This window comes from Natrononativus amylolyticus (assembly GCF_024362525.1).
GTDB classification, from domain to species: Archaea; Halobacteriota; Halobacteria; order Halobacteriales; family Natrialbaceae; genus Natrononativus; species Natrononativus amylolyticus.
In genome coordinates this window covers 622,200-645,407 of record NZ_CP101459.1, presented here as the reverse complement: position 1 = coordinate 645,407, position 23,208 = coordinate 622,200, and the positions used below count along the sequence as shown (strand labels likewise).

Sequence of the window (23,208 nt, the reverse complement as noted above, 5' to 3'; positions counted from 1 at the left end):
CCATATCCATCGTTACTAACTTCGGCATCCGGTACACTCTGTTGTCTAATAGTAATATACATTAGGCTGCGTTCTATTTTTTGTGTATGAAATTCGGAGTCCGTCCGATGCAGGGAGGGAACTGCTATCAAGATTCGCTCACTCAGGTGCGGCGAGCTGAGGAAGTTGGGTTTGACTCAATTTGGTTAACAGAACATCACGGTTGGGACATGTCGTGGCCCTCTCCTCAAATGGCACTCGCTGGATATGCCTCTGTCACGGAACGGGTCGAACTCGGAACAGGTATCGTTCTTTTACCCCTGGCCAATCCTGTGAGGTTAGCAGGTGAATTCGCACTTCTCGATGAGATGAGCAATGGTCGATCAATCCTCGGTGTGGGACTTGGATACCAGGAACGGGAGTTCGAGGCGCTGGACGTTCCGATGGACGAACGCGTCACTCGGTTTGTAGACTATATTCGAATCGTGAAACAACTCTGGGGAGAAGGTGATGTCGACTTCAATGGCAAAAGCTACGAACTATCTGACTTTGAAATCTCGCCAAACCCAATCCAAGCAGGTGGTCCTCCAATTTGGTGTGGAGGTGGTGCCGATGCCGCATTACGACGTGCAGCCCGATTTGGCGATGAATGGATGCCCAGTTGGCCGGAATCGACCGCCCTCATTTTGGACCGCAAAGAGCGATACCACGGGTACGTCGATGAGTATGGAGAGGATCCTACGGATCGTATCAATCCGGTAATTCGAGTTGTGTTCGTTGCTGAGACTCGAGAAGTCGCAGTTGAGAGGGCCAGAAAGTCAATACAGCCAGTGGTCGATCGGTATCTGGAACAGGGGCTTGATTTAGGAATTTCAGAAGGGGAGCTCAATGACGTTACTGATTTGATTGGACGTGGAATTATGGCCGGGAATCCCGATGATGTAGTCTCACAGCTCTCAGAGTTCATCAACAAGTACGAAACTGACCACCTTATTATGAAAATCCATGGTCCAGGAATGAGTCACGAGGAAACTCTTCATTCAATTGATCTCCTCGGTGATGAGGTCCTTCCTCGACTATAGATCTCCTCGGAACAGTAGAAGACCTATTGATGTGCGACTGGATGTGGATTGTGTGTTATCGTTTCTACACTCTCACTTTATCTTATGCTACTATCCCTGGTTTTCCTCTAATTAACGAACCCTGCTTAGCATCCGATCGACTTTGATCACCAAGAAACAGGAGTAAGCAGTGATGGGTTGTAGAGGGATCGCTTTATATCCAAGAAGTGGCTATTCATTCGTATGGCGATAGACCTTAGCGGAGAGTACGAAGCTGTAAGGCAAACGGCTCGAGACGTCGCCCAAAACGAGTTACAGCCATTAGTTGACGAGTGGGAACAACGCGGCGAGTTTCCTAAGGAGGCCATTAGGACATTAGCGGAGTACGATTTGCGAGGGGCTCAGGTTCCGATTGAGTACGACGGCGGAGGGATGGATATGTTGAGCCACGCAATCGTGATGGAGGAAGTCTCGAAAATATGGCCGTCGGCGGGGATGAAACTCGATGAGGGGCTGCTTCGCTTCATTCGGCTGTTTGGAACCGAGGAACAAAAAGAAAAATGGCTACCGGGTCTCAGCTCAGGTGAATTGCTTGATGCTATCGCGCTTTCGGAACCCGATCACGGTTCAGACCTAGCTGGTATCACATCCACCGCAGAACGTGTCGAAAATGGATATGTGCTAAATGGGAACAAAATGTGGGTTACCGGAGGGGGCGCTGCCGATCTAATCGCGGTAGCTGTTAAGACGAACCCTGGAGAACGGCATCGTGGAATCAGTATTTTTCTTGTTCCAACCGATTCTGATGGGGTGGACGTTCAGGAGCCTGAGGATTTGATGGGGTATCATGCATCGAATACTCATGAAGTACTCCTTAACGATGTGTTTGTATCTGAAGAAAACCTGTTGGGGAAAGAGAACAAAGGATTCTATCATACAATGGAGATGCTTGGTGAGAATCGAATCGCAGTCGCGGCCCGAGGGTTGGGCGTTGCAGCTGGCGCATACGAGGAATCCATCTCTTATGCTTCGAACAGATCTCAATTCGATCAACCGATCAAGCAGTTCCAAGCAATTCGTCACAAGATCGCGAACATGGCCATTAAGGTGGAGAATTGTCGACACCTTGTTTATAATGCCGCCAAACGGTGTGACAGTGGAGAGGAGTTCGAAACTGAGGCGGCAATGGCGAAGCTCTATACCTCAGAATCCGCCCAGGAAGTCGCCAGTCAGGCAGTACAGGTTCACGGAGGGTATGGATACACTCGCGACTTCCCTGTTGAGATGCATTACCGTGATGCGAAGGGACTAGAAATCTACGAAGGGACGAGCGAGATTCAACGGAATATCATCTCTGATAGAATACTAGACTGACCCTTTCGGTTCGTACTGCTACCGACGGTCGTCAGTCTGTTTTTGTCACACCGTCATCGAACAGTTCGGTTAATTTACTGTCGTTATATACTTCTGTTAGAATTGTTCTCGAGTGTTCGCCTAATCCCGGATAAGTTTCGTGCGGCGCGCTATCGTATCCGTGTGGGCGAACTGGTGTACTGACCGCTGGAATCTGCCCGTGTTTAGTGTTCATCGATGTTTTCATCCCACGGTGTTGTACCTGTGGATCTTCCCATATTTCCTCCAAATCGTTCACAGGCGCGATTGGGACTCTCGTTGGATCGACGTGCTCTAGCCATTCACTACGCGTCCGTTTCTTAAACGCCGCGGCGACTGCCTCTCTGACTTCTTGGTTGCGCTCCCCAACGGGGTTATGGTCCTCTGGATTTGCATACTCCTCAAGATCCAGCACTTCACATGTGGCTTCCCAGAATTTGTACTCAAGTCCACCGAGCGCGATGTACTTGCCGTCTGCCGTCTCGTAGACACTATATGATGGATACTTACCCGCCGGTTGGGTTCCACCGCGGTCTGGTACGGAAGCGCCCTCGTCGAAGACGTATGGTGCGTAAAGGGAGAGCCAGGAGACAATTACATCCGTCATTGCGAGATCAAAGTAGCTCCCGACGCCAGTGGTTTTCGATTGTACAAGACCAACCATGACTGCGAGCGCTGTCGCCATCCCGCCTGCGAAATCAGCAACCGGTACACCCGGAATAACGGGCTTTTCATTAGGAGTACCCGTCATCCCGAGCAAGCCGCCGATACCGATATAATTGATGTCGTGGCCTGGCCATTGTTCGTACGGCCCGCTTTGTCCGTAGCCCGATAGTGAGCAGTATACAACGGCCTCATTCCGTTCACTGACTGTCTCATAGTCGATTCCAAGTCGCTCTACAACGCCTGGCCGAAATCCTTCGACGACGACATCCGCTGTTTCAACGAGTCGTAAAAAAGCTTCCTTCCCACGTTCGTCTTTCAAATTGAGCGCGACACTCTTCTTATTTCGATTAAGCATGGCAAATATTCTACTTGTCCCATCGTTGAGCTGGGGTTCCATTTCGCGATAGTAGTCTCCTACGGTTGGTTCTTCTATCTTGATAACTTCCGCTCCAAGATCCCCGAGCATTTGCGTTGCATATGGTCCTGGGAGAAGTCGTGTTAGATCCAGCACGCGTGTCTCTGCTAATGGCTTATCGTGCATCAGATACTGATTAGCGAGTCCTTCTATTTAGTCTTCACCCGAAACACACCAGGACAAGGGCTTTATTTAACGGAAAACCCTCCATCGATGACAAGGGTCTCACCAGTGATGAATTCGGCTGCTGGAGAGCAAAGAAATAGGGCTGATCCAGCGATTTCATCTAATTCTGCATAACGCGATAACGGCGTTCGCTTATGAATCGCTGCACTGACTTCTTCGTTATCGAGTACTTCCTCATTTTGTCGGGTTTTCACATATCCTGGTGCAATTGCATTCACTCGAATCCCTCTTTCTGCGAACTCGAGAGCAAGTGTTTCAGTTAGCCCCTTGACTCCATATTTGCTTGAGTTGTATGCGGATAGTTCACGAACAGCCCTCTCTCCGTTCATCGAGCTCACATTGAGGATAATTCGAGGGGCATTAGCCATATAATCAGGGATTAGTTGTGATGCAAGGAATACACCGTATACGTTGGTATCGAAAATCAGCCCCCATTCGTCATCGGTTATCTCTTCAACGGGCTTTGCTTCTTGAACGACACCTGCGCTGTTGACAAGAATGTTGATCTCGCCTATATTTTCAACAGTACTCTCGAACAATGATCGAACAGCGTCTCGGTCCGTCACGTCAGTTGGACAGACTAGATTACAGTCGACTGCATCTGCTGCGTCTTCTACGCTCGATTTAGTTCGACTCGTTGGCACGACATCCGCACCGGCGGCGGACAAAGCCTCAGAAATCGCTCGCCCAATTCCGGTCGTGCCCCCGATAACAACGGCCACCTGCCCGTCAAGATCAGCGTCGATTCCAATGTTACTCATAGGACATCACACCGTAAAGCGATGAGCGGCCTCGGTGATTACTTTTGCTGTTGTGGTAAACCCTAACCATGCCCTCTTCTAATCAGACTATCTATGAAAATTTTTCTGTTAATGTTGGAGAATAAACAAGTTCTGCACACATATTATGTGTCATCAAGCCCTGATTTCCTAATCTATTTATCAATCCTTCCCGAATCACAAATCGTATGCGAGGCATTAGCAATAACGTTGCGTTAGTCACCGGTTCAGGACGTGGCATCGGACGAGCTATCGCGACTAGGTTAGCAGAAGAAGGAGCTACCGTTGCCATCAACGACATCGAAGCCGAGAGAGCAGAAACGACAGCTGAAGAACTCCGCGCCGTGGGTCATGACGCGTTCGCTGCTCCAGCGGACGTAACGGACTTAACCGACGTTCAGTCGACTGTTGATGACATTCTCGAACAGGAAGGGCAGATTGATATCCTTGTCAATAATGCTGGTTGGGATCGTGTCGAATTATTCAAGGACAATGATCCTGAGGTCTGGAACCGAATTATCGATATCAATTATCGCGGCCAAGTCAACTGTGCGCGTGCCGTCATGGATAACATGATGGAGCGTGAGACCGGAAAAATCATCGCGATTTCATCGGATGCCGGACGAGTCGGTAGTACGGGTGAAGCTGTCTACGCAGGGACGAAAGCTGGTGCTATTGGCTTTACAAAGACCCTTGCCCGCGAGCTCGCACGGTTCGACGTGCAGTGCAACGTCATTTCTCCTGGTCCAACAGAGACACCGTTGCTCGAGGAGATGCAAGAGGAAACTGAGATCGCGAGGAAAATTCATGATGGCATGGAAAATCACATTCCATTGGGTCGGAAAGCAAAACCTGAAGACATTGCGTCGGGCGTCGCTTTCTTCGCTAGCTCGGATGCCGATTACGTGACCGGTCAGGTTCTGAGTGTGAGCGGTGGATTGACGATGTGTTGACCGAATCATTTCCGAATCTTTCTCTCCCATGTTTGTTCCAGGTCGATCCTCTTCTGACAGCGCATTATTGACTATTGACTCGACCCAAATTTTTGGGTACCCGACCGTAAATAGATACCTCCCCTAACTTCAAACATATAAAGATTTATACCGGTAACCCGCGACCGGCTAGTCATGTCCGACGATACGTACGATAAGGTGTCAGTAGAGTACTCTGAGGATCACAGTATTTGCTACATTCGGATAGATAATATGGCGGAAAACAACGTCCTCAACCACGAAGTCATTCTCGAAATCAACGACGCTCTCCGGAGCGCTGACCGTGATGAGAATGTTGACGGAATCATCCTAGGGAGTATCGGGGATATTTTCTGCTCAGGTGCTGATCTCTCCGATATTAAAGGCAAAAGTCTCGAGTCTGGAACCCGCTGGCTAAACGCCTACTACGATAACTTAGAAGTGCTAAAAGACACCGGCAAACCTACGGTGGCAGCAGTTACTGGGCCCTGTGTTGCGGGTGGACAAGAACTCATCATGGGGTGTGACCTAATCGTTGCTGGTCAATCCTCGAAATTCGGACAACCAGAAGTAAAGGTTGGTTCGACCGCCGGCAGTGGGGGTCTCCAGATGCTTCCGCTAATGATCGGCGAACGTAGAGCACGAGAAATCCTCCTGACTGGACGCCTCATCGACGCTGAGGAGGCGTATGAAATCGGCCTAATTAACCGTCTCGTGGATGACGATGACGTTGAAGACGAAGCGACCGAATTGCTTCTCGATGTGATCGAGAACAGTAGTCCACAGGCTTACAGGGTGATGAAATCAATAATGAAGCAGTGGAGTAACGTTGCGATGTTGGGGTGGGAATCACAGCGCGAGTTGACCGCAGCTGTTTGGCGATCTCAAGAATTCACCGAACGATCTGATTCGTTTATGAACGGTGAAGAGATGGAGAAGCGATCTTTCATGGGATCACTTCCCGATCGCGAAGATTGATCGAGAACGGTTAGGTTCAACGGTTTGCACCTTATTGTTTTCCCATAACTTCAGTCGCGGCCCCCCGACTAACGATTGCAGTAGTGTAATTTAACTACGATCCATGAAGGATTCTACTCGATCTGTAGTCTCGGCAGGAAAACTAGCAAACATATCACACATCAACTCGTGACTAAGCCCCATTTCTGTAGAGTCGGTCTTACTAGCTTCGACTGCGTCTAACATATACCGCGTCGTGTGAGACGGTTTTTCAACAATCGTCGCAGCATAGTCGTCGACCGTTTCATCTAATTGATCATCTGCAGTCACTCGATCAATTAGACCCATTTCTAGGGCTGACTCTGAGTCAATATGGCGGCCGGTAAGGAGTATATCTTTTGCAGTACTTTGACCAACGACGTTAGGGAGGCGCTGTGTGCCACCCCAACCAGGAATCATCCCGAGATTGATTTCCGGGAAACCAACGGTCGCAGAGCGACTGGCGAACCGCAGATCACATGCAAGAGCCAGTTCCAGTCCTCCACCTAGTGCGTATCCGTTTATTGAAGCAAGTGTGGGTACCGGAAGATCACTTATTCGACTCATCAACTCTTGCCCGCTCCGAAGAAACCGCATTAGTTCGTCCCACTCTTTGTTTTGTAACCAACCATGCATCTCTGAGATATCGGCACCTACCGCGAACGAGCTCCCTTGTCCGGTAATTGACACCACTCGTACCGATTCATCATTCTCGAGGTCACCTAGTACACTGTTGAGTTCCTTCTGCAGTTGAGCATTAATTGGATTCGGTTTCTCCTCATTAGCTAATGTAATGTGAACGTGGCCGTCTGACTCGGTTGTCTCTATTAACGCATGTGCCATAGTATGGATTTCGGTATTGGAGAAATAAGTGTTTGGTTCGTTGGAGAAATACATTCCAAAGTCTATGATCACAGCTATCCAGCTTTATTGGCTGTAGTACCGTGAAATACAACTAACCTGATCTATTCTCCTTCTTGACTTATTCTTCTCGGACCATAAGCTGGACTGCAGTTCCCGTAATAATAGTTTCTGACTCGGTTTTGACAACTGTATCGATCTCCATGCGATCGTCACCCAAGTATTCCGATGCAGTAACGGTCGCAGTTACAGTATCTCCTGGAAACACAGGGTGTTCAAACGAAATATCTTGCGCCAAATAGATATTTTCCCCTGGTAACTCTGTCATCGCTGCGCTGATTACACCGGCGATTAGCATTCCATGCGCAAACTTCCCTCCGAAAATCGATTCTGCGGCGTACTCTGGATCTGTGTGAAATGGGTTTCTATCTCCAACCAAATCTGCATATTGGTTGATTGTTTCGTCAGTAATTTTAAGACTTGCTTGGGCGGTATCGCCGACCGAAAGACGAGGCATAGTAGTGGGTTCGCACCCAACTAATTAGTAATGTATGAATCTCTATGTACATTTTAGCTTCTCTCTTGCCAATTAGCTCCGGAGAATATGCAACCAAACTAGCAATGAATAATAATTTTCAACATTTGGTAAGGCCGACCGAGGTTTATTTTAGTGTCAGCGAATTTCGCTCCTTCAGGTATGAGACCGTCACTTGAGTGTGAATCCACCGTCCACGACAAATGTCTCACCAGTTGCGTAGCTTGCCCTCGGTGAGACTAGAAATGCAGCTGGATCTGCTATTTCTTCTACATTCGCATATCTTCCCATTGGAGTTCGATCGAGAATCAGATCTTGGACTGTATCCTTCGTCAGTACATCCTCATTTTGTCTTGTCACTACGTTTCCTGGTGCAATTGCGTTAACGCGAATATCATCATTTGCGTAATCTAATGCGAGATTCTTTGTAAGACCTTTTACGCCAAATTTGGATGTAACGTACGCACTCATCCCTTTTAGTGGCACTTCTTCTACCATTGAACTTACGTTTAGGATGTTTTTGTTCTCCCCATCCATGTAGGGGGGAACCATTTTTGACGCGAGGAACGGACCATATAGGTTCGTTTCGATGATGGTATCCCACTGCTCGATTGACATCTCTTCTGGCGAAGTTGCTTCTTGAATTAGTCCAGAACTATTGATGAGAATGTTGACTGCTCCAATCTGAGCAGTGGTTGTTTCCAGTAGACTCTCAATATCATCCTGACACGTAATGTCTGTTGGGTGAACTATGGGGCACTCAACTGCACGCGCTGCTTCTTCAACGCTCTTTTCAGTCCGACTCGTCGGGACGACGTTCACTCCTTCTTCATACAACCGTTCGGTAATTCCACGACCGATACCGGTTGTTCCTCCAATCACGATTGCTGTCTGCCCCTCAAGTTGAAGGTCCATATCCGGAACTCTGGCGGTATACAGGTAACTATTTCGACTAGGCGTGAGTTTTCGTAGCGCCGAGTCCTACTGTTACAATTGCCAGAACTGTCGTAACAAATGTGAGCACAATTGCTGGCTCGAATGATCCGGTATAGTTAACAATTCCAGTTCCAATCGGAGGCACTGCCAACGCAGCGACTCCAATCGCGATGTTTGAGGTCCCAACGATGGCGGTGTCTTTTTCTGGACCATACGTTCGAAGGAGCACGGGTATGTAGAGGGTTGCACTTCCTCCTAGTCCGATACCAGTTAAGAAAATAGCTAGTATCAGTATTGAAAACTGCGGTGCTAGGAACAAACCGATTCCTATCGCCGAACAACTAAGCGATGCCAGAAACGCTCCTCGAGCTCCAAGCGAATCTGCAATGTATCCACTTCCAATTCGCGAGATGATACTCACACCGCCAATGAGTCCAAATGCCAGAGATGCAGTCGATTCTGCAAGCCCACGGTGTGTGAAGAGATCAATTGCGTACGCTGCGAGCATTTGATACCACGCAAACGTGCATGCAACACCGACGAACAATAACCTAAACGAGCGCGTTCTACTCCCTCTTCGAATCCACCTAAGAAGGTCGTTGGTGGAAGTTGTCGAACGATCTGCCCAATGCGGTCGTCGGCAGACAATTCCTGCGATAAAAAATGTAACCATGGTAGACGTCATTATAATAAAAAATCCCTCACGCACACCACGGTAGCTGATAGCAAGCTGCCAAGCAGGTGGAAGTAGAAATAGGCCTAAGCCGTTTCCCGCGAAAATGATTCCTATTGCAAATCCACGATTCTCCCTAAACCATCGTGGGACAATCGACGCTATTACAACGAATACCATCCCCAGCGCTAGTCCCATTGTAGCAAAGACTACGAGTAGTCCGACATATGATTCAACGAAATATAGTGATGGACTCAATATGCCAATTATTACCGCACAAACCAGTATTAGCAAACGAGCTGGAACTTGTGATGTGAGGATGCTTACCACTCCGGCTCCAATGAAAAATGTGAATAACATGACTGAAAATATCGTCGAGAGGACAACGGGAGATATCTGAAAAGTAGTGCTAAAAGGTCCTATAAAAACCCCATACGAGAACGGAGTCCCCATTGTAAATATCATAGCAACAGCGCCAACTGTAGCTACTATCCAACTGTGGCGACTATCGGGCTGCTCGTCGAGATTGGTATACACGATGGTCCTATTGTTACCTAGCGATCGGTATCAATTTGGTTTCAATTCTAAGCATGACCTTTGACTCTGGTGTCTTTTATTTTCCGATAGAGACTTGATTAGGATCGATTTCCTGCTTGAAATCGTAATGTTGATTGAAAACTACCGTAGCCCTTTACTACAGAAATGTTATGCCCCTTCCCAATAAACAGTTTGGTTGCTAATGAGTAGCAATCCCGATGAGATGACTGGAACTATGAAAGCTATTGGATTTCACGAACACGGTGATATTGATCAGATCGAGTTGTTAGACGTCCCAATTCCTTCTATAGGAGACAATGACGTATTGGTCAATGTTAAAGCATCCTCGCTCAATCATCAGGATTTGTTCGCAGTTCGAGAACTTGACCACTATATTACGGAGTACCCGTTTTGGGGCGGCGGTGATATTGCTGGTGTAGTTGAAGTTGTCGGTGATGACGTCAGTGACTGGTCCGCTGGTGATCGGGTTGTCGTCAATTCTCGCATCTCCTGTCGCGAATGCGATCTTTGTCTTAACGGGGAGCAGTCTATGTGCCGAAACCTAAAAGTCATTGGTGAACACCGGCGGGGGGGATTCGCTGAATATGTTGATGTTCCTGAACGAAATTTGCATCCTCTTCCTGACCATGTCAGTTTCGAGACTGCCGCGGCGGTTCCTATTGCAGCAGGATGTGCTTGGCGGGCACTTATGAATCGCGGTGATATTCGACCACCACACGATCTTTTAGTAGTTGGTGCCACTGGGGGTGTCGGAACATATGCTATCCAAATTGCAAAGAATGTCATCGGTGTCGAGACACTCTACGCAATAACTGGTTCGGAATCGAAAACTGAGAGACTTCAAGAAATGGGGGTAGACCACGTTATCAATTACAATGAAGAGGAATTCGATAGGAAAATATGGGAACTTACTGACAAAACGGGAGTTGATGCCGTATTTAATACTGTCGGAGGCGATACTTGGGTAAAGTCAATGCGATGTCTGCGGAACGGAGGCAAGTTCATTACTTCTGGAGCGACAGCCGGTCCTAACCCCGAAACTGAAATTCGGTTAATCTTCATGCGCCAACTGGAGGTGTTTGGAAGTACCTCGCATAGCCACTCTGATTTCGTAGATATGCTTGATCATGTTTGGAACGGACGTATTGAACCCGTAATTCAGGAAACTATTCGGCTCTCCGATTACGAAGTGGCTTTTGAAAAAATGGCGAATCGGGGCCTTTATGGGAAACTCATTCTGACTCAATCGTAGTAGAGTAGTAGATTGGCGTCTTGATTCACTAATTGCCATCTATTGCTTCTTCAGCAGGAGCACTATGCTTTTCTCATCTCGATAACAATGGATACCGTGAACTATACCTGCCTTGCTTCCTATGAGAAAATATGACAGAGCGAGTTACAGCATCGCTTGATGCAGATTCAATCGAAGCGCTTGAAACACTTTGTACGAAAACTGACTCTCCACAGAGTGAGATAGTCAGACGCGCACTCACATTTTATGCGACTAATTTTGAAGCAGCAAATGGGCATGCAAGCGATAAACTTGGTCAACACTATCAGATGCTCATGTCGGGTGAACATGTGCTACTTGACATTGATTTTTTTCATGTTTTCCTTGAGTACTGCTATGCGGACGGAGACCCTGAACCGGAACTAGTCCAAGCTATCGATCGAGTCTCAGATTATCACGCTCGTGAGTATGCTACTGAATTTGAAACAATTGGAGACCTGCTAACATGGCTCTCGTTTTGTGGGTTTCTTGAGGTGCAGCGAAACACTGAGGACACTTACCATGTGATATTCCCGTCTGAAGCAACACGATGGTTTGCAACCCGATTTATTGAACGTAGCACGGTTGAAATGCCCTTAGAAATTGATATCGAGAGAGGTGTGCTTAAAGCGATTATAATTGAACAAGTGGCCAACTAATAATTTCTTTTTCAGCTCGCTATCTAGCATATAGTCCGCACATCCTGCTACAAGGATCTGATCTATCTTCATAAAAATTCACAAATGCGACCTTCATTGATGAGGGTATATGTGTTCGAGAATGTTATTTCGCCTTATTTCTCAATAATTCTTTTATAGGGTTACTTCGTGTGATCTTTGTGGGCACTAGACATGGGAATAATCGATACACAGCGACTACGAGAGTTGGGGCCTGCCGCATTGATTTCAGCAGCATTTATCGGGCCTGGCACTATCACAACCGCGAGTGCATTGGGTGCTGAATATGCATACCTACTCGTTTGGACGGTTGTGTTTAGTATTACAGCGACAATCATTCTTCAAGAGATGAGCGCTCGGTTAGGACTCGTTACTGGAAAAGGATTGGGAGAAGCAATCTACAGCGAGTTCAAACATCCAGTTATACGTTATTCCGCAATTGGGTTGGTTGTGGCTGCGATCTTAATTGGGACAGCTGCATATCAGGTCAGTAATTTCGTATCCAGTGGTGAAGGACTGGTGATGGTCACAGGGACCAGTACGAATATTTGGACCCCCCTCGCTGCATTGGTAGCGTTTGCCGTATTATGGGTCGGTAGCTACAAATTATTAGAATACATATTCATTGGTATCGTCGGCCTCATGGGATTCGCGTTTATTTTCAACGCGATCGTTATTGGCCCGAACTTCTCCGGAATGGCATCTGGATTCATCCCAACTATCCCCGACGGATCGGCATACTTGATCGCAGGCGTAATTGGAACTACGATTGTCGGTTACAATCTGTTCCTGCATGCAAGCACAGTTCAGGAGAAATGGGGTGGTACTGATGGTCTAGAGGCGTCTCGTACAGATACAATATTCATGATGTCGCTAGGGGGAATTATTATGCTCTCGATCATGGTCACTGCTGCTGGCGTGTTCCCTGAAGGAACCGAACTCGGCAATGTGAGTCAGATGGCTGACCAACTCGAGCCTATCTTCGGTGGCTGGGCCTTCTATTTCTTCGCGGTCGGATTCTTCGCAGCAGCGTTCTCGAGCGCTATAACCGCACCGCTCGCAGCTGCATATGCTACAGCGGGTGTTCTTGGATGGGAACGTGACATGAAGGCTACGCGCTTCCGCGCAATTTGGGTGTCAGTCCTTGCTTTCGCTTTCATCTTCTCGACGTTCGAATATGACGTCATTCAGTTGATTATCTTTGCACAAGTTGCAAACGGGCTATTACTACCAATCTTAGCAGTCTTCCTGCTATATGCAATGAACAACGACAGACTCCTTGGGGAGTACACCAATAGTACGACGCAGAACATACTCGGTGCCTTAGTTCTGGTTGTCGTAATTATCATCGCGTCTCAGACGCTCTATGATCAATTGGTCCTCGGACCCGGACTTGGAGGAATGATCCCCTTCTAAAGAAGGGTATTAGTCCCTTGACGTAACCGCTATCTCAAGCGTAGATCCTCATCAAGGGTGTACCAAACTATGCGGCCGAACACCCTCCGTTATTGGGATTACTCTTAGCAGACTTACTTGTGTTATGTCGTCTTTTGATTAAAGAACAGTGGCTGCTACTCTTGACGGTCTAGGGACAAAGGACACATCTTGAAACCATATCGGGTGACTCCCTCCTGTGTATAGATGCGTCGAATCGTTGACGTAACCTCCTCTCCAATTTCGTAATCAGCAGATGTAGCACTTGTACCCATTGCAGGCAGACTAACCGTCTCTTTGTTGTCTTTTGTATCGAACGAGATGATTGCCGAGACGTAGTCACCAGATTTAGCTTGTTGTTCGGCAAACTCTGGTGGGGCACCTCCTTGCGATATCGTTGTGACAGTCTCAATTTTTCCAGTCACAGACAACTCTTCAAGCTCGTACTCAGCTAATTTGCCACAGCTTTCACAAGCCCCTTCTGGAGGAAATGAAAGTGCTCCACATTCTGAACAACGCCCTGCTTTTAACCGGTATCGCTGCGCAAGCGAACGTTGCCAAGTTGGAATACTAACGTAGGCACCGCCACCGGCTGGTGGATCTGTCGTAATAACTCCTCGATGACGCAAATATTCTGTGTATGTGAGTGGAATTGCCGTTTCAAGCGCTGTTCTATTAGGAACGGGGCCGTCAGCTTTTACAACAACTGCATCTGCTCCCGAACCACTACCATATGAGACCGCAAGAACGGTTTCGTGACCGCTAGCAAGTGCGTGGGATAATGAAATTGGTACACTCGCTGCACCCAAATCGCCGTGTTTGTGTACAGTTACTGCATTTTGTATCTTTTCAGCATCAATGTTAAATTCTTTTGCTAACCGATACGGTAGCTTTCCATTTGGTGCCTGAACTGCAACAGCGTCGGTATCGAGATCAGCCTCGAACGACGACATCGCCTGACTGATTGTATCGGTGAACGCGTTTCTATCGTATTGAGTGATACCTAGCCCTGTGGTTTCCTTTTGATCGATATTGCGGAAACGAGTTCCAGAGTATGGTGTTGCGTACTCTCCACGATCCTTGATCTCAGCCGGTCCGTCTGACTCGAGTACAAATGCTGCGGCACCGGCACCGGCACTGTGGTCGATTTCACCATCTGGTTTTCCGTATGGCGCATCTGCAGCGACAACAACAGCTGTATCTACACCAGCCTCGATTGCATCAATTCCCGCCCATAGCGCACGAGTTCCAGCACGTGTGCTCCCGGTGAATAATTGCAGAGTTGCTGAGTGAGGGATTGCAAGCATCGCGCCTAAATGAGCTGTTAAATCACCTTCGGCTATCGGTGGTCTTGATGACGCAAACCCAAGCCAACCAACGTTCTCTAAGTCCGTCTCGGCTGCATCGAGTGCTCGCTTGGCAGCCTCATATGCCATAGTCAATGAATCTTCGTCGAATGCTGGTACTGCTTTTTTTGAGATTCCTGGCCCTTTGAATTCTCCCCATGCATTTCTAAATTCCTTTGCACTTATAGAGTACTGAGGAACGTAGGCACCGATTCCAGTAATCCCTGTCATGTTTTCACCCCTTTTTTCTTCTCAAAGATATGGACTACAGCGGCACCACCGCTCCCACCTACATTGTGCGTAAGTCCGCGTATTGGATTTTCAAGTTGACGCTCACCCGCATTATTAGAAAGTTGCTTGAATACTTCGACAACTTGTCCTGCACCTGTTGCACCGATTGGATGGCCTTTCGATTTGAGCCCACCGGACGTGTTAACCGGAATTTTGCCGTCAATTTCTGTTGCACCGCATTCGATGAACTCGCCGGATTCACCCCTCTTACAGAATTGGAGATCTTCATAGGCAAGCAACTCTGCGATTGTAAAACAATCGTGAACTTCTGCAAAATCAATATCGCTCGGACCAATACCTGCCATCTTGTATGCAGCCTCTGCAGCTTTTTCACTTGCAGGAATTCTTGTGTATGTATCACGTTGAAAGAGTCCAACTTTATCACTGCCAGCACCAACCCCGGAAACCCGGATGGGGGTATCAGTGTATTGACTAACAACGTCTTCACTCACAATTAGGACGCAAGCCGCACCATCTGAAGTTGGGCAACAATGATAGAGGTTAAGGGGGTCAGCAATTACTGGCGCAGCCTGTGCATCATCTAGTGTACACTCAAAATCTAACTGAGCATGTGGGTTTTTTGCTCCGTTTGCGTGGTTTTTGACCGCTACTCGTGAGAGTTGTTCTTGTGTAGTCCCGTACTGTTCCATGTGCGCTGAAGCCATTTGTGCATAGACCCCGGAAAATGTCGTACCGGCTAGGCGTTCCCATTGGGTTTCTCCAGAAACACCGAGCCAATATTTTGTGGCATTCGAACTCATATCTGACATAATTTCGAAACCACCAGCAAGAACGACATCGGCCATCCCAGATTTGACTGCTTGAACGGCTTGTCGAACGGCGAACCCACTTGCTGCACAGGCATTTTCGACTCGATTGGTGGGCGTTCCATTCAAACCGACGTATTCTGTTACTGCAGGCCCGGAGAGGCCAAGCTGTCTACCCCCGACTCCAAGAGTCCCCAGGACCACCTCATCAATATCCTTGGGGTCAAATTCATTTTCAACACTATCAACCGTAGTTTCAAATGCTATTTGAAATAATGACCGGTAACTTTCTGAGGGAAACGCACCATACGATGATTGGCCAGCGCCAATTATATAGGCATCTCTCATACCTAATACGCACTCTGCACCGAGATAAGCCCACTGCTATCAAATAGCAGCCTAAATTATTGGCGGATAAATCATGAACCGGTGATTTATCACCCCTTCAGCATTTGTTGGAAATAATGTGGAACGGTGATCAAAGATATGGTGTCTAATAAGACAAATAGCACTCTGCAAATATTGACTTCATCAACAAGTAATCAAACCGTGAGAGCAATTATCAGTTAGTCTCGAAGGTCGGACTTGATGACGTACTCAACTGTATCAACCGACACTTCGAGACTTATTACCCCTCATTGAGCATTATTTAGTTAGGATGGCTTGGGAAACAAGCTGATCATGGGATTAGTTTGGAAGGCACCGTCTAGTTAGCGCGGTTTGAGAAGCGAGCAGGTCGTAGAGTTGTTTTGATCATGCAGCTCGCAGACCTGCTCAGCGAGTCATACGGGGCGGAATTTGATGAAGCTTGGGTGCGTGAGCGGACGGCGACGCCCGTTAGGGTGTTCGCTGTCTGCCTCCACGCGACCGGTTGTTCGCTTCGGGAGACACAAGCGATCCTTCGCTTGATCAGCGTCGAACGTTCTCATCAAGCGATCTGGCACTGGGTACATCGGCTGGCTGACAGCGTGCCAGACCCGCCGAGGGCGAAGCCCTCGCGGGTCGCGGTTGACGAGACTACTGTCAAGATCAACGGCGACTGGTCTTGGGTGTACGCTGCAATCGATCTCGACTCTCGGCTGATTCTTGATGTCGCAGTGTTCGGACGCCGAGGCACCGATCCAGCCGCTGCGTTCCTGCATCGATTGGCCGAGAAACACGATTTTTCCGAGATGATGTTTCTCATCGATGGCTACGGATATCTGACTGCCCTCTCTCGGTTAGGGTTGAGCGGCCAACTCGACTACGTCGAGCGAAACCTGATTGAAAAGTGGTTTCACACCTTTAAGATGCGAGTTGACCGCTTCCATAACTCGTGGGTGGGAAGTCGAGCGAGCGTCAGAGATAGGATTGTGATGTTCGTACACTACTATAACACACAACGACCGCACCAGTCACTCAACGGACAGACGCCAGCGGAGGTGCTAAACTAGACAGTGCCGGCTTATCGAACTTATCACTGATATCATGCCCAGAAGGTCGCTTTTTGTCACGATAGCCTTCAGCCATGAGCTTCTTCTGGGAGTCACAGTATTCGCGTAACACTCGAGTGTTGTCTGCCTCTGGGCGTTCATCCTCTCCTTTCGCGAGCCACCAGACATGGTTCACGGCGTCGGTGATGCGAACGCGCTCAATCGTCACCCACTGCGCTGGAGTCGGAAGCTTCGCAGGATTATACCAGTAGCAATCCTGGGCCAGTTCGAACGGACCATCGCTCCCAGCCAGCCTCGTCAACAGCTCGAAGTGGTAAATCGAGCGGTAGGGAACCCCCTTCTGCCAGCTACCGCCGATATCGATGACAAAAAGAGCCAGTCGGCTTGAGAACACGTTTGATCTTTTCTGCAAACTCCATGAACCAGTCGTTGTACTCCTCTGTATCCTTGTTTCCGTACTCCTTTTTCTTCGTCAGGGCAAATGGTGGAGATGTTAGTACAAGATCAATGGACTCATCGGGGAGCTCCTCGAGGAGTTCACGACTATCTCCATGATAACACGCCCCATTTTCTGCAGTATAGTAGGGCTCGGACGTCATCAACTCAGTCACAGATGAGTTCTCCATTAGAGTGGTCCTCGTAGGTTCTGTAGTAGAGTGCGCCATTGTTATTTTACTGGTTCCAGGTTTGGCCTGTCGTTGTCCAGTCAATTTCCAGGGCGCTTACAGTTCTAACCAACATATCATAGAACATATTGTTATAAAACAAGTGTGTTGTGCCTAGTCCGATAACGAGAGTGTATGACACACCCGGCTTTCGTTGTAGATTCCCTGTGGGCGTGTCGCTCTAAGCGCGTTCGGACCAATAACAATAAACCACCAGTTGTCGGATTAGGAGGTATGATTGAAGAGATTGAGCAAGACGACAAAGTGGAAATAGCGTATGAATCGACGCGGTCGGGTAACGTAGTTTCACGAACAGGGAACGTTGTGCAAGTTCCTGAAGAAAACGGAAAGAGCGTACTATTTGTCGAAACCGACGAGAATCAACTGACTGGTGTTAAATCTGATTACGCGTTCAGCATCTCTATCGGTAGTGATACCGGCGGTGATGACGAATCCCGAATCCAACGAACCGTGCGCCTCGGTCGCATAGAATCTATTACCGTAGAGAAATAACAACGGAGGTGAAAGCTAAGTCGCTGACCCTGGTGAATTTCTCAATAGAAGAAAAGAGTAGCCTGCTGGAGATAGAGGTTCTATGCAGCAGCTCTTCAGCACCCCCGACACAGCTATTCTCGATTCGAACGTACGTCTATTGCTATGCCGAGTATCCAGTGCAACGGAGCGAACCTCTACTACGAGGATCACGGTGACGGGGAACCGATCGTCTTTCTTCACGGTGCAACGGCGGGTCTCAGGTACTTCGAATCTCAACTGACCGACCTCTCGAACGAGTACCGTTGTCTCGCGTTGGATTTCAGAGGCCACGGTCGGTCGGAGAAGACCGAACTCGGTCATACGCTGCCGCAACACGCTCGCGACGTACGAGCGGTTCTGGAGCAGCTCGATCTCGACGATGCCGTGGTCGTCGGTTGGTCGATGGGTGCACTCATCTCGTGGGAGTACGTCGACCAGTTTGGCACGGATCGAATTCGCGCATTGGTCGATGTAGATATGGAACCCTCACCGCTGCAACGAGCGGGTTACGACTACGGGAGTTACACCGTCGAAGGGCTCAGGGACGCACTCGTGGGTATACAAACGAATCCACTCGAGCGACTTGACCAGCAAATCGAGGCATTACTCAAAGACCCCCCGTCCCGAAAGCGCCGGACCATGATGTTCGACGAGTCCTCCCGAACCCCGCCACCGATTTCGGGAGCGATGCTCCTTGAACTGATGCGTGAGTATCGAGCTGTTCTGCCCGAGATCGATGTCCCGACCCTGGTATGTGCCGGTACGGACGAAAAGTGGCGAAGCGTCGCTTCCGTCGAATACGCTGCGGAACTCATCCCAAACGCCCGATTCAAACTCTTCGAGGAGAGCGGCCACTGTCTCACCATTGAAGAACCCGAGAAGTTCAACCGAGTGGTGAGCGACTTTGTTACATCGCTTTGACCGATACGCGCTCTCTATTCAGCACGACTGCTGGAGGTCATCATCAATAGAAGATTTTTGGCTCTGTAGTTTCGGTACACGGCGGTTGATTTCACGGGTAACGGACGCTCCGGCGAAGATTGTAGACGGTGGTTTTGAGCAGCATTTCACGGAAATCCAGCCACTCCGGAGATTCTTACGAAACTCCAAGCGATCGTATGTGATAACATGTGAAAGAGCGATTGAAGTCTGTACGTTCTCTTCAAGATGGACCATCGCCTATCTCAGAAGAGGTCAACAAAGACCGAGCGCGAGACTCTTATCGCACGGTCCGTTGGAAAGGAACCAGAGACCAGTACTATAGTAGACGTTAGAAATAGTTGCTCACTTTGGGAATAGAGAGTTGATCAAGAGCGGTATCGATCGCTGTTGTCAACTCAGAAAGTGAGTCGAAGAACCGGTTGCTCAGTGCTGATTACAGCTGTCTCCAGCACTCTTCGACTGGATTGAGTTCGGGAGAGTACGCCGGTAACGTGACGAAAGCGAGGTCGTCACGGGCCGCCAGGTCCGTGACGGCCGACGCCTGAAAGTACGGCGCTCCATCTAACACAACGATCAAATCATCTTCGAATTCTTTGCATAACGCTAAGATGAAATGTTTCGCGTGATCGGCTGTCACATACTCTTCAAACCTGGAGAAAAAGCGATCACCGTCCTCGGTGATCGCGCCGAGCAGACACGTCCAGTCGCGTTGGCCAGACAATTCGACGGCCGGCCGCGTGCCGCGTGGTTTCCGCGCGGCACGCGGCTCAACTTGCACGGATTTCTTGGTTTGATCGATACAGACTACTGTGGCGTCCATCTCCCGCCGCTTTTTTTAAGTTCATCGTGGAACTCATCTCGTTCGTCTTCGTCAGCTTCGGCGGCTGTACGGCGTGGTTTCTGGTAACTCAATCCCGCTTCTTTCAGTAACCGCCGACAACTCGGGATTGAGTACTCGACATCGTACGTTTCGTCGAGGAACTGCTGAACCAGCGTCGGCGTCCACGCCGGCGCGTCGAACCCAACTTCCTCGGGCGAGTCGTGGACAGTTGCATTGAATTGCTCTTGCTCTGTTTCTGAGAGTTTTCGTCTCCTCCCAGACCGCTGAGCATCAGTCACGGCCTGCTCGAGCGACTCGTCTGTGTCGAGTCGCGTGAGCCAATTATAGATCGTTTTCCGTTCAACCCCGTACCACTCGACAAGCTCAATCTGTGGAACGCCGTTTTTGTACGCGATCGCGGCCAACAGCCGTTGTGTCGGTTTCTTTCCTTCTACGTTGCCGAGTGCGTTCTGAAGATCCTCAACGGAGATCTCGTCAAGATGATCCATTGCAAAGGGCTACGGTCCCTGCGTAAAAATTTCTAACGACTACTATAGCGGGAAATCGCCTAACCGAGACCAAAGTCCGCACTCCGCCGTGTACTGACCGGTTACACAGATTCGAGGAGAAAGCCCACGACTGAAGTCGTGGGAGTAGTCACGCCGCTGAGGCGAAATCGACGCCCCGAAATTCGATCCGTGCGCCACCGGTTGCGCTCTCCGACACTGCACACGTCCACCCGTATAGATCAGCCAACTCCTTGACGAACGCCAGCCCCAACCCGGTCCCACCTTCTGTAGCTGTCGTCGTGAATCCTGCTTCGAACACCGTCTCTCGGTCCGTAGCTGGAATCCCGGGTCCATCGTCTGCCACGTAGAAACCGTTCGAGACACCCCCCACCTCAACGGTGACGTCCGCGCCACCATGCCGTACTGCGTTTTCGAGAAGATTTCTGAACAGATGCCGGAGGTACGTCTGGTCCCCTTCGATCTCGCCATCAATCTCGACGTGGAGTGTTGCATCGGGTGTGTCCACTTCATCCCAGGCGTCCTGAACTACGTCTGCAAGCGAGACCGGGGTCCGTTCACCAACGGTCTCGCGTCCGTGCGTTAAGACCAGGAGGACGTCGACGATATCCTCGATGCGGTCGAACGCTTCGACGACGTAGTCAACGGCCTCCGGAGCCGTCTCAGTCGGCAACCGCTGGCTGTAAATCTGGCCAATTGCGACCGGATTGCGAAGTTCGTGGGCGATCATGCTGGCCAGACTCTCGAGGCGCTCGTTCGACTCCTCGAGTTGGCCGATCGTCTCCTCGAGTGTTCGTTCGCGTTCGACCTGCTCGGTGATGTCGTGCGTCAGCGCCAGGTGGGATATCGTTCCATCGGGGTGGTGTAGGGGCGCTGCGTGGGTTTCCATGCGCCTGCGCGTCCCGTCCAGACCGATGATGTCGAACTGCAAGGTCCCACTGTTATCTCGACAGATCCGCTCGTTGAACTCACGGAATCGTTCGCGGTCCTTGGGGGCGATTATGTCGTAGACGGATTCGTCGACTACACTCTGTGCCGAGTCGGCCTCTACCATCTCGACTCCGGCAGGATTCATCTGCAGCAGAGTGCCGTCGGCAGCGACTGTCTTGATGCATTCGGGCGTGGTCTCGATGATCGCACTCAGATGTTCTGTGTGCTCGTACAGCTCCTGCTCTCGCTGTCGGCGTTCGAGTTCGTATTTCACCCACTGCCCCATCGACTTGAGAAAGGCGTGTTCGTCATCTGAGAAGCCTTCGTCCCTCGACTGGGAGGTGACGAAAAAGAACGTCCGATTGGTACCGCCGGAGATTTCGACGTAGGTCCCGAGATACGCCTGGATACCGAACTCCTGGTAGACATGGATGTCATCGTAGCCTTCCTCGTGGGGGTCTGAAACACTCCCAGCCGCCTTGATTTCGGTGGCAGCAGTACAATATGTCTCCGAGAGCGGGAGTTCAACCCCCGGTTCGAAATGCTCGTGGTCGGCACTGACGTACTCGACCTCGAACCAGTCGTCCTCCGTATCGACTCGAGCCAGTGCTCCCAACTCGAGGTCGAACTGGGTACAGCCTAACTCGAACAGCGCCTGGAGTTTCTCTTCGAATGGTTGTGCTGTACTGGCGATGATCTCAGTTTGCCGGCGTACGAACTGCTGGCGGTTTTCCAGCTCCGCTTTTGCGTCGGTTTGCTCACGGAGCGTTCCCATCATTCGTTCAACTTCGCGGGCGGGTCGGTCGGGACCGAGGAACTCCGAGGGCGGCGTGTAATAGGAGTTGCGGCTCACGCGGTTGTCATGAATCAGATGTGGATGGGTGTTGATGACGTCTCTGATGACTTCTGGCGGAAACCGGTCGCGATTGTACTGACAGAGCGCCATTCCGTCTACGTCCTGAAACAGATAGTTGGCTTTACTCTCACATTTCAGAAGATCATCAACGTGAGCGTCACCGTCCAGAATGAAAGACATCTCGCCGGTGACGCGAAGTGCTTCGTACTCCTCGGCAGCCTCCGTAATGGCATCGTCGAGAAACGACAGCGTGTCCTCCGGATCGAACGCCCCGGACCGAAGATAGGTGTCCTGTTCAGTGTGAATCGAGAGGGCTCCTGACTCTAGCGCGTCGTCTACGTCGATTCCACCTTCGTGCATCGCCTGTGTCACTTCTTCTCGAGAGGTTTCGTGAGTGATATAGACGCAGCGCTCGCCTTGCTCGAGGCCTTGACGAATGTAGGGAACAACAGCCGCGAACTGTTCGTCACGGCTCTCGTAGATAAGCGCGAGATGATCGTTGGTGTGCTTGTGGTCGTCAAGGGGTTCGACGGGTCCAATAAACGCTGGACTTTGGCGTAACGCGTCGAGGCCGTGCTCTCTGCTCGACAGACTGCGTTGATGATCCTTTCTGACCGGTCGACTCATTAGATGTGATACTTTCGGAGCACGGTTAAAAGTAGCGTTCAAAAACGATGGGAGATGAGCAGCGTCACATCCGAGACCCAC

20 protein-coding genes and 1 pseudogene are annotated in these 23,208 nt (G+C 49.7%); 10 read left to right on the top strand and 11 right to left on the bottom strand.

Annotated features, from left to right (window positions below; all coding sequences use genetic code 11):
- Positions 1 to 86 precede the first annotated feature (86 nt).
- Both NMQ11_RS18380 and NMQ11_RS18375 read left to right on the top strand, forming a co-directional pair.
- Positions 87 to 1,061, top strand: a complete 975-nt coding sequence (locus NMQ11_RS18380) for an LLM class flavin-dependent oxidoreductase (RefSeq protein ID WP_255171146.1) — start codon at positions 87 to 89, stop codon at positions 1,059 to 1,061.
- Positions 1,062 to 1,283: 222 nt separating this feature from the next.
- Positions 1,284 to 2,414, top strand: coding sequence for an acyl-CoA dehydrogenase family protein (locus NMQ11_RS18375; RefSeq protein ID WP_255171145.1), 1,131 nt, complete (start codon positions 1,284 to 1,286; stop codon positions 2,412 to 2,414).
- 31 nt (positions 2,415 to 2,445) lie between these two features.
- On the opposite strand, the gene NMQ11_RS18370 is transcribed toward NMQ11_RS18375, so the two are convergent.
- Positions 2,446 to 3,639 carry a CaiB/BaiF CoA transferase family protein gene (locus NMQ11_RS18370; RefSeq protein ID WP_255171144.1) on the bottom strand — a complete coding sequence of 398 codons (1,194 nt, stop codon included), beginning with the start codon at positions 3,637 to 3,639 and terminating at the stop codon, positions 2,446 to 2,448.
- Positions 3,640 to 3,701: 62 nt separating this feature from the next.
- A complete protein-coding gene (locus NMQ11_RS18365) occupies positions 3,702 to 4,460 on the bottom strand; it encodes an SDR family NAD(P)-dependent oxidoreductase (RefSeq protein ID WP_255171143.1) in 759 nt (252 codons plus the stop codon).
- A gap of 206 nt (positions 4,461 to 4,666) precedes the next feature.
- On the opposite strand from NMQ11_RS18365, the gene NMQ11_RS18360 reads away from it, so the two are divergent.
- Positions 4,667 to 5,431 (top strand): SDR family NAD(P)-dependent oxidoreductase, encoded by a 765-nt coding sequence (locus NMQ11_RS18360; protein ID WP_255171142.1) that lies wholly within the window; start codon positions 4,667 to 4,669, stop codon positions 5,429 to 5,431.
- 174 nt (positions 5,432 to 5,605) lie between these two features.
- Complete coding sequence (locus tag NMQ11_RS18355; protein WP_255171141.1) at positions 5,606 to 6,427, top strand: enoyl-CoA hydratase/isomerase family protein; 822 nt, start codon at positions 5,606 to 5,608, stop codon at positions 6,425 to 6,427.
- Positions 6,428 to 6,517: 90 nt separating this feature from the next.
- Here NMQ11_RS18355 and NMQ11_RS18350 read toward each other — a convergent pair whose 3' ends face one another.
- The 4 genes from NMQ11_RS18350 to NMQ11_RS18335 all read right to left on the bottom strand — a co-directional run bounded on the left by NMQ11_RS18350 (position 6,518) and on the right by NMQ11_RS18335 (position 9,915).
- Positions 6,518 to 7,288, bottom strand: a complete 771-nt coding sequence (locus NMQ11_RS18350; protein WP_255171140.1) for an enoyl-CoA hydratase/isomerase family protein — start codon at positions 7,286 to 7,288, stop codon at positions 6,518 to 6,520.
- 139 nt (positions 7,289 to 7,427) lie between these two features.
- A complete protein-coding gene (locus NMQ11_RS18345; protein ID WP_255171139.1) occupies positions 7,428 to 7,823 on the bottom strand; it encodes a MaoC family dehydratase in 396 nt (131 codons plus the stop codon).
- Between the two features lie 189 nt (positions 7,824 to 8,012).
- The gene (locus tag NMQ11_RS18340) at positions 8,013 to 8,756 is read right to left on the bottom strand and encodes an SDR family NAD(P)-dependent oxidoreductase (RefSeq protein ID WP_255171138.1); all 744 of its coding nucleotides are present in this window, start codon (positions 8,754 to 8,756) and stop codon (positions 8,013 to 8,015) included.
- Positions 8,757 to 8,793: 37 nt separating this feature from the next.
- Positions 8,794 to 9,915, bottom strand: coding sequence for an MFS transporter (locus tag NMQ11_RS18335; protein WP_345781482.1), 1,122 nt, complete (start codon positions 9,913 to 9,915; stop codon positions 8,794 to 8,796).
- A 274-nt stretch (positions 9,916 to 10,189) separates the two neighbouring features.
- Between NMQ11_RS18335 and NMQ11_RS18330 the strand changes: the two genes are divergently transcribed.
- The 3 genes from NMQ11_RS18330 to NMQ11_RS18320 all read left to right on the top strand — a co-directional run bounded on the left by NMQ11_RS18330 (position 10,190) and on the right by NMQ11_RS18320 (position 13,371).
- A complete protein-coding gene (locus tag NMQ11_RS18330; protein WP_255171136.1) occupies positions 10,190 to 11,260 on the top strand; it encodes an alcohol dehydrogenase catalytic domain-containing protein in 1,071 nt (356 codons plus the stop codon).
- 131 nt (positions 11,261 to 11,391) lie between these two features.
- The gene (locus NMQ11_RS18325; RefSeq protein WP_255171135.1) at positions 11,392 to 11,937 is read left to right on the top strand and encodes a ribbon-helix-helix protein, CopG family; all 546 of its coding nucleotides are present in this window, start codon (positions 11,392 to 11,394) and stop codon (positions 11,935 to 11,937) included.
- Between the two features lie 192 nt (positions 11,938 to 12,129).
- Positions 12,130 to 13,371, top strand: a complete 1,242-nt coding sequence (locus NMQ11_RS18320; RefSeq protein ID WP_255171134.1) for an Nramp family divalent metal transporter — start codon at positions 12,130 to 12,132, stop codon at positions 13,369 to 13,371.
- Between the two features lie 155 nt (positions 13,372 to 13,526).
- Here NMQ11_RS18320 and NMQ11_RS18315 read toward each other — a convergent pair whose 3' ends face one another.
- Entirely contained in the window at positions 13,527 to 14,966 is a 1,440-nt protein-coding gene (locus NMQ11_RS18315) for a zinc ribbon domain-containing protein (RefSeq protein ID WP_255171133.1), read from the bottom strand.
- Positions 14,963 to 16,141 carry a thiolase domain-containing protein gene (locus NMQ11_RS18310; protein WP_255171132.1) on the bottom strand — a complete coding sequence of 393 codons (1,179 nt, stop codon included), beginning with the start codon at positions 16,139 to 16,141 and terminating at the stop codon, positions 14,963 to 14,965. Before NMQ11_RS18310 ends, NMQ11_RS18315 begins: the two co-directional genes overlap by 4 nt.
- Positions 16,142 to 16,548: 407 nt before the next feature.
- Here NMQ11_RS18310 and NMQ11_RS18305 point away from each other — a divergent pair, with 407 nt between their 5' ends.
- The gene (locus NMQ11_RS18305) at positions 16,549 to 17,226 is read left to right on the top strand and encodes an IS6 family transposase (protein ID WP_255171131.1); all 678 of its coding nucleotides are present in this window, start codon (positions 16,549 to 16,551) and stop codon (positions 17,224 to 17,226) included.
- Between the two features lie 347 nt (positions 17,227 to 17,573).
- Here NMQ11_RS18305 and NMQ11_RS18300 read toward each other — a convergent pair whose 3' ends face one another.
- A complete protein-coding gene (locus tag NMQ11_RS18300) occupies positions 17,574 to 17,825 on the bottom strand; it encodes a DNA methyltransferase (protein ID WP_255171130.1) in 252 nt (83 codons plus the stop codon).
- A 300-nt stretch (positions 17,826 to 18,125) separates the two neighbouring features.
- On the opposite strand from NMQ11_RS18300, the gene NMQ11_RS18295 reads away from it, so the two are divergent.
- Both NMQ11_RS18295 and NMQ11_RS18290 read left to right on the top strand, forming a co-directional pair.
- Positions 18,126 to 18,404 (top strand): hypothetical protein, encoded by a 279-nt coding sequence (locus NMQ11_RS18295; RefSeq protein WP_255171129.1) that lies wholly within the window; start codon positions 18,126 to 18,128, stop codon positions 18,402 to 18,404.
- Between the two features lie 144 nt (positions 18,405 to 18,548).
- A complete protein-coding gene (locus tag NMQ11_RS18290) occupies positions 18,549 to 19,346 on the top strand; it encodes an alpha/beta fold hydrolase (RefSeq protein ID WP_255171128.1) in 798 nt (265 codons plus the stop codon).
- A 349-nt stretch (positions 19,347 to 19,695) separates the two neighbouring features.
- Here the strand turns inward: NMQ11_RS18290 and NMQ11_RS18280 are convergent.
- Both NMQ11_RS18280 and NMQ11_RS18275 read right to left on the bottom strand, forming a co-directional pair.
- Positions 19,696 to 20,696 (bottom strand): annotated as a pseudogene (locus NMQ11_RS18280) (IS630 family transposase).
- A 148-nt stretch (positions 20,697 to 20,844) separates the two neighbouring features.
- Positions 20,845 to 23,127 carry an MEDS domain-containing protein gene (locus NMQ11_RS18275; protein ID WP_255171127.1) on the bottom strand — a complete coding sequence of 761 codons (2,283 nt, stop codon included), beginning with the start codon at positions 23,125 to 23,127 and terminating at the stop codon, positions 20,845 to 20,847.
- Between the last annotated feature and the right edge of the window lie 81 nt (positions 23,128 to 23,208).

Bases quoted from the DNA above. Each gene is read 5' to 3' on its own strand.
- NMQ11_RS18370 (WP_255171144.1), bottom strand. From the start codon at position 3,639: ATGCACGATAAGCCATTAGCAGAGACACGCGTGCTGGATCTAACACGA.
- NMQ11_RS18275 (WP_255171127.1), bottom strand. From the start codon at position 23,127: ATGAGTCGACCGGTCAGAAAGGATCATCAACGCAGTCTGTCGAGCAGA.
- NMQ11_RS18380 (WP_255171146.1), top strand. From the start codon at position 87: ATGAAATTCGGAGTCCGTCCGATGCAGGGAGGGAACTGCTATCAAGAT.
- NMQ11_RS18375 (WP_255171145.1), top strand. From the start codon at position 1,284: ATGGCGATAGACCTTAGCGGAGAGTACGAAGCTGTAAGGCAAACGGCT.
- NMQ11_RS18355 (WP_255171141.1), top strand. From the start codon at position 5,606: ATGTCCGACGATACGTACGATAAGGTGTCAGTAGAGTACTCTGAGGAT.
- NMQ11_RS18300 (WP_255171130.1), bottom strand. From the start codon at position 17,825: ATGACGTCCGAGCCCTACTATACTGCAGAAAATGGGGCGTGTTATCAT.
- NMQ11_RS18345 (WP_255171139.1), bottom strand. From the start codon at position 7,823: ATGCCTCGTCTTTCGGTCGGCGATACCGCCCAAGCAAGTCTTAAAATT.
- NMQ11_RS18325 (WP_255171135.1), top strand. From the start codon at position 11,392: ATGACAGAGCGAGTTACAGCATCGCTTGATGCAGATTCAATCGAAGCG.
- NMQ11_RS18305 (WP_255171131.1), top strand. From the start codon at position 16,549: ATGCAGCTCGCAGACCTGCTCAGCGAGTCATACGGGGCGGAATTTGAT.
- NMQ11_RS18350 (WP_255171140.1), bottom strand. From the start codon at position 7,288: ATGGCACATGCGTTAATAGAGACAACCGAGTCAGACGGCCACGTTCAC.
- NMQ11_RS18335 (WP_345781482.1), bottom strand. From the start codon at position 9,915: ATGATATTTACAATGGGGACTCCGTTCTCGTATGGGGTTTTTATAGGA.
- NMQ11_RS18320 (WP_255171134.1), top strand. From the start codon at position 12,130: ATGGGAATAATCGATACACAGCGACTACGAGAGTTGGGGCCTGCCGCA.
- NMQ11_RS18290 (WP_255171128.1), top strand. From the start codon at position 18,549: ATGCCGAGTATCCAGTGCAACGGAGCGAACCTCTACTACGAGGATCAC.
- NMQ11_RS18295 (WP_255171129.1), top strand. From the start codon at position 18,126: ATGATTGAAGAGATTGAGCAAGACGACAAAGTGGAAATAGCGTATGAA.
- NMQ11_RS18315 (WP_255171133.1), bottom strand. From the start codon at position 14,966: ATGACAGGGATTACTGGAATCGGTGCCTACGTTCCTCAGTACTCTATA.
- NMQ11_RS18310 (WP_255171132.1), bottom strand. From the start codon at position 16,141: ATGAGAGATGCCTATATAATTGGCGCTGGCCAATCATCGTATGGTGCG.
- NMQ11_RS18360 (WP_255171142.1), top strand. From the start codon at position 4,667: ATGCGAGGCATTAGCAATAACGTTGCGTTAGTCACCGGTTCAGGACGT.
- NMQ11_RS18340 (WP_255171138.1), bottom strand. From the start codon at position 8,756: ATGGACCTTCAACTTGAGGGGCAGACAGCAATCGTGATTGGAGGAACA.
- NMQ11_RS18330 (WP_255171136.1), top strand. From the start codon at position 10,190: ATGAGTAGCAATCCCGATGAGATGACTGGAACTATGAAAGCTATTGGA.
- NMQ11_RS18365 (WP_255171143.1), bottom strand. From the start codon at position 4,460: ATGAGTAACATTGGAATCGACGCTGATCTTGACGGGCAGGTGGCCGTT.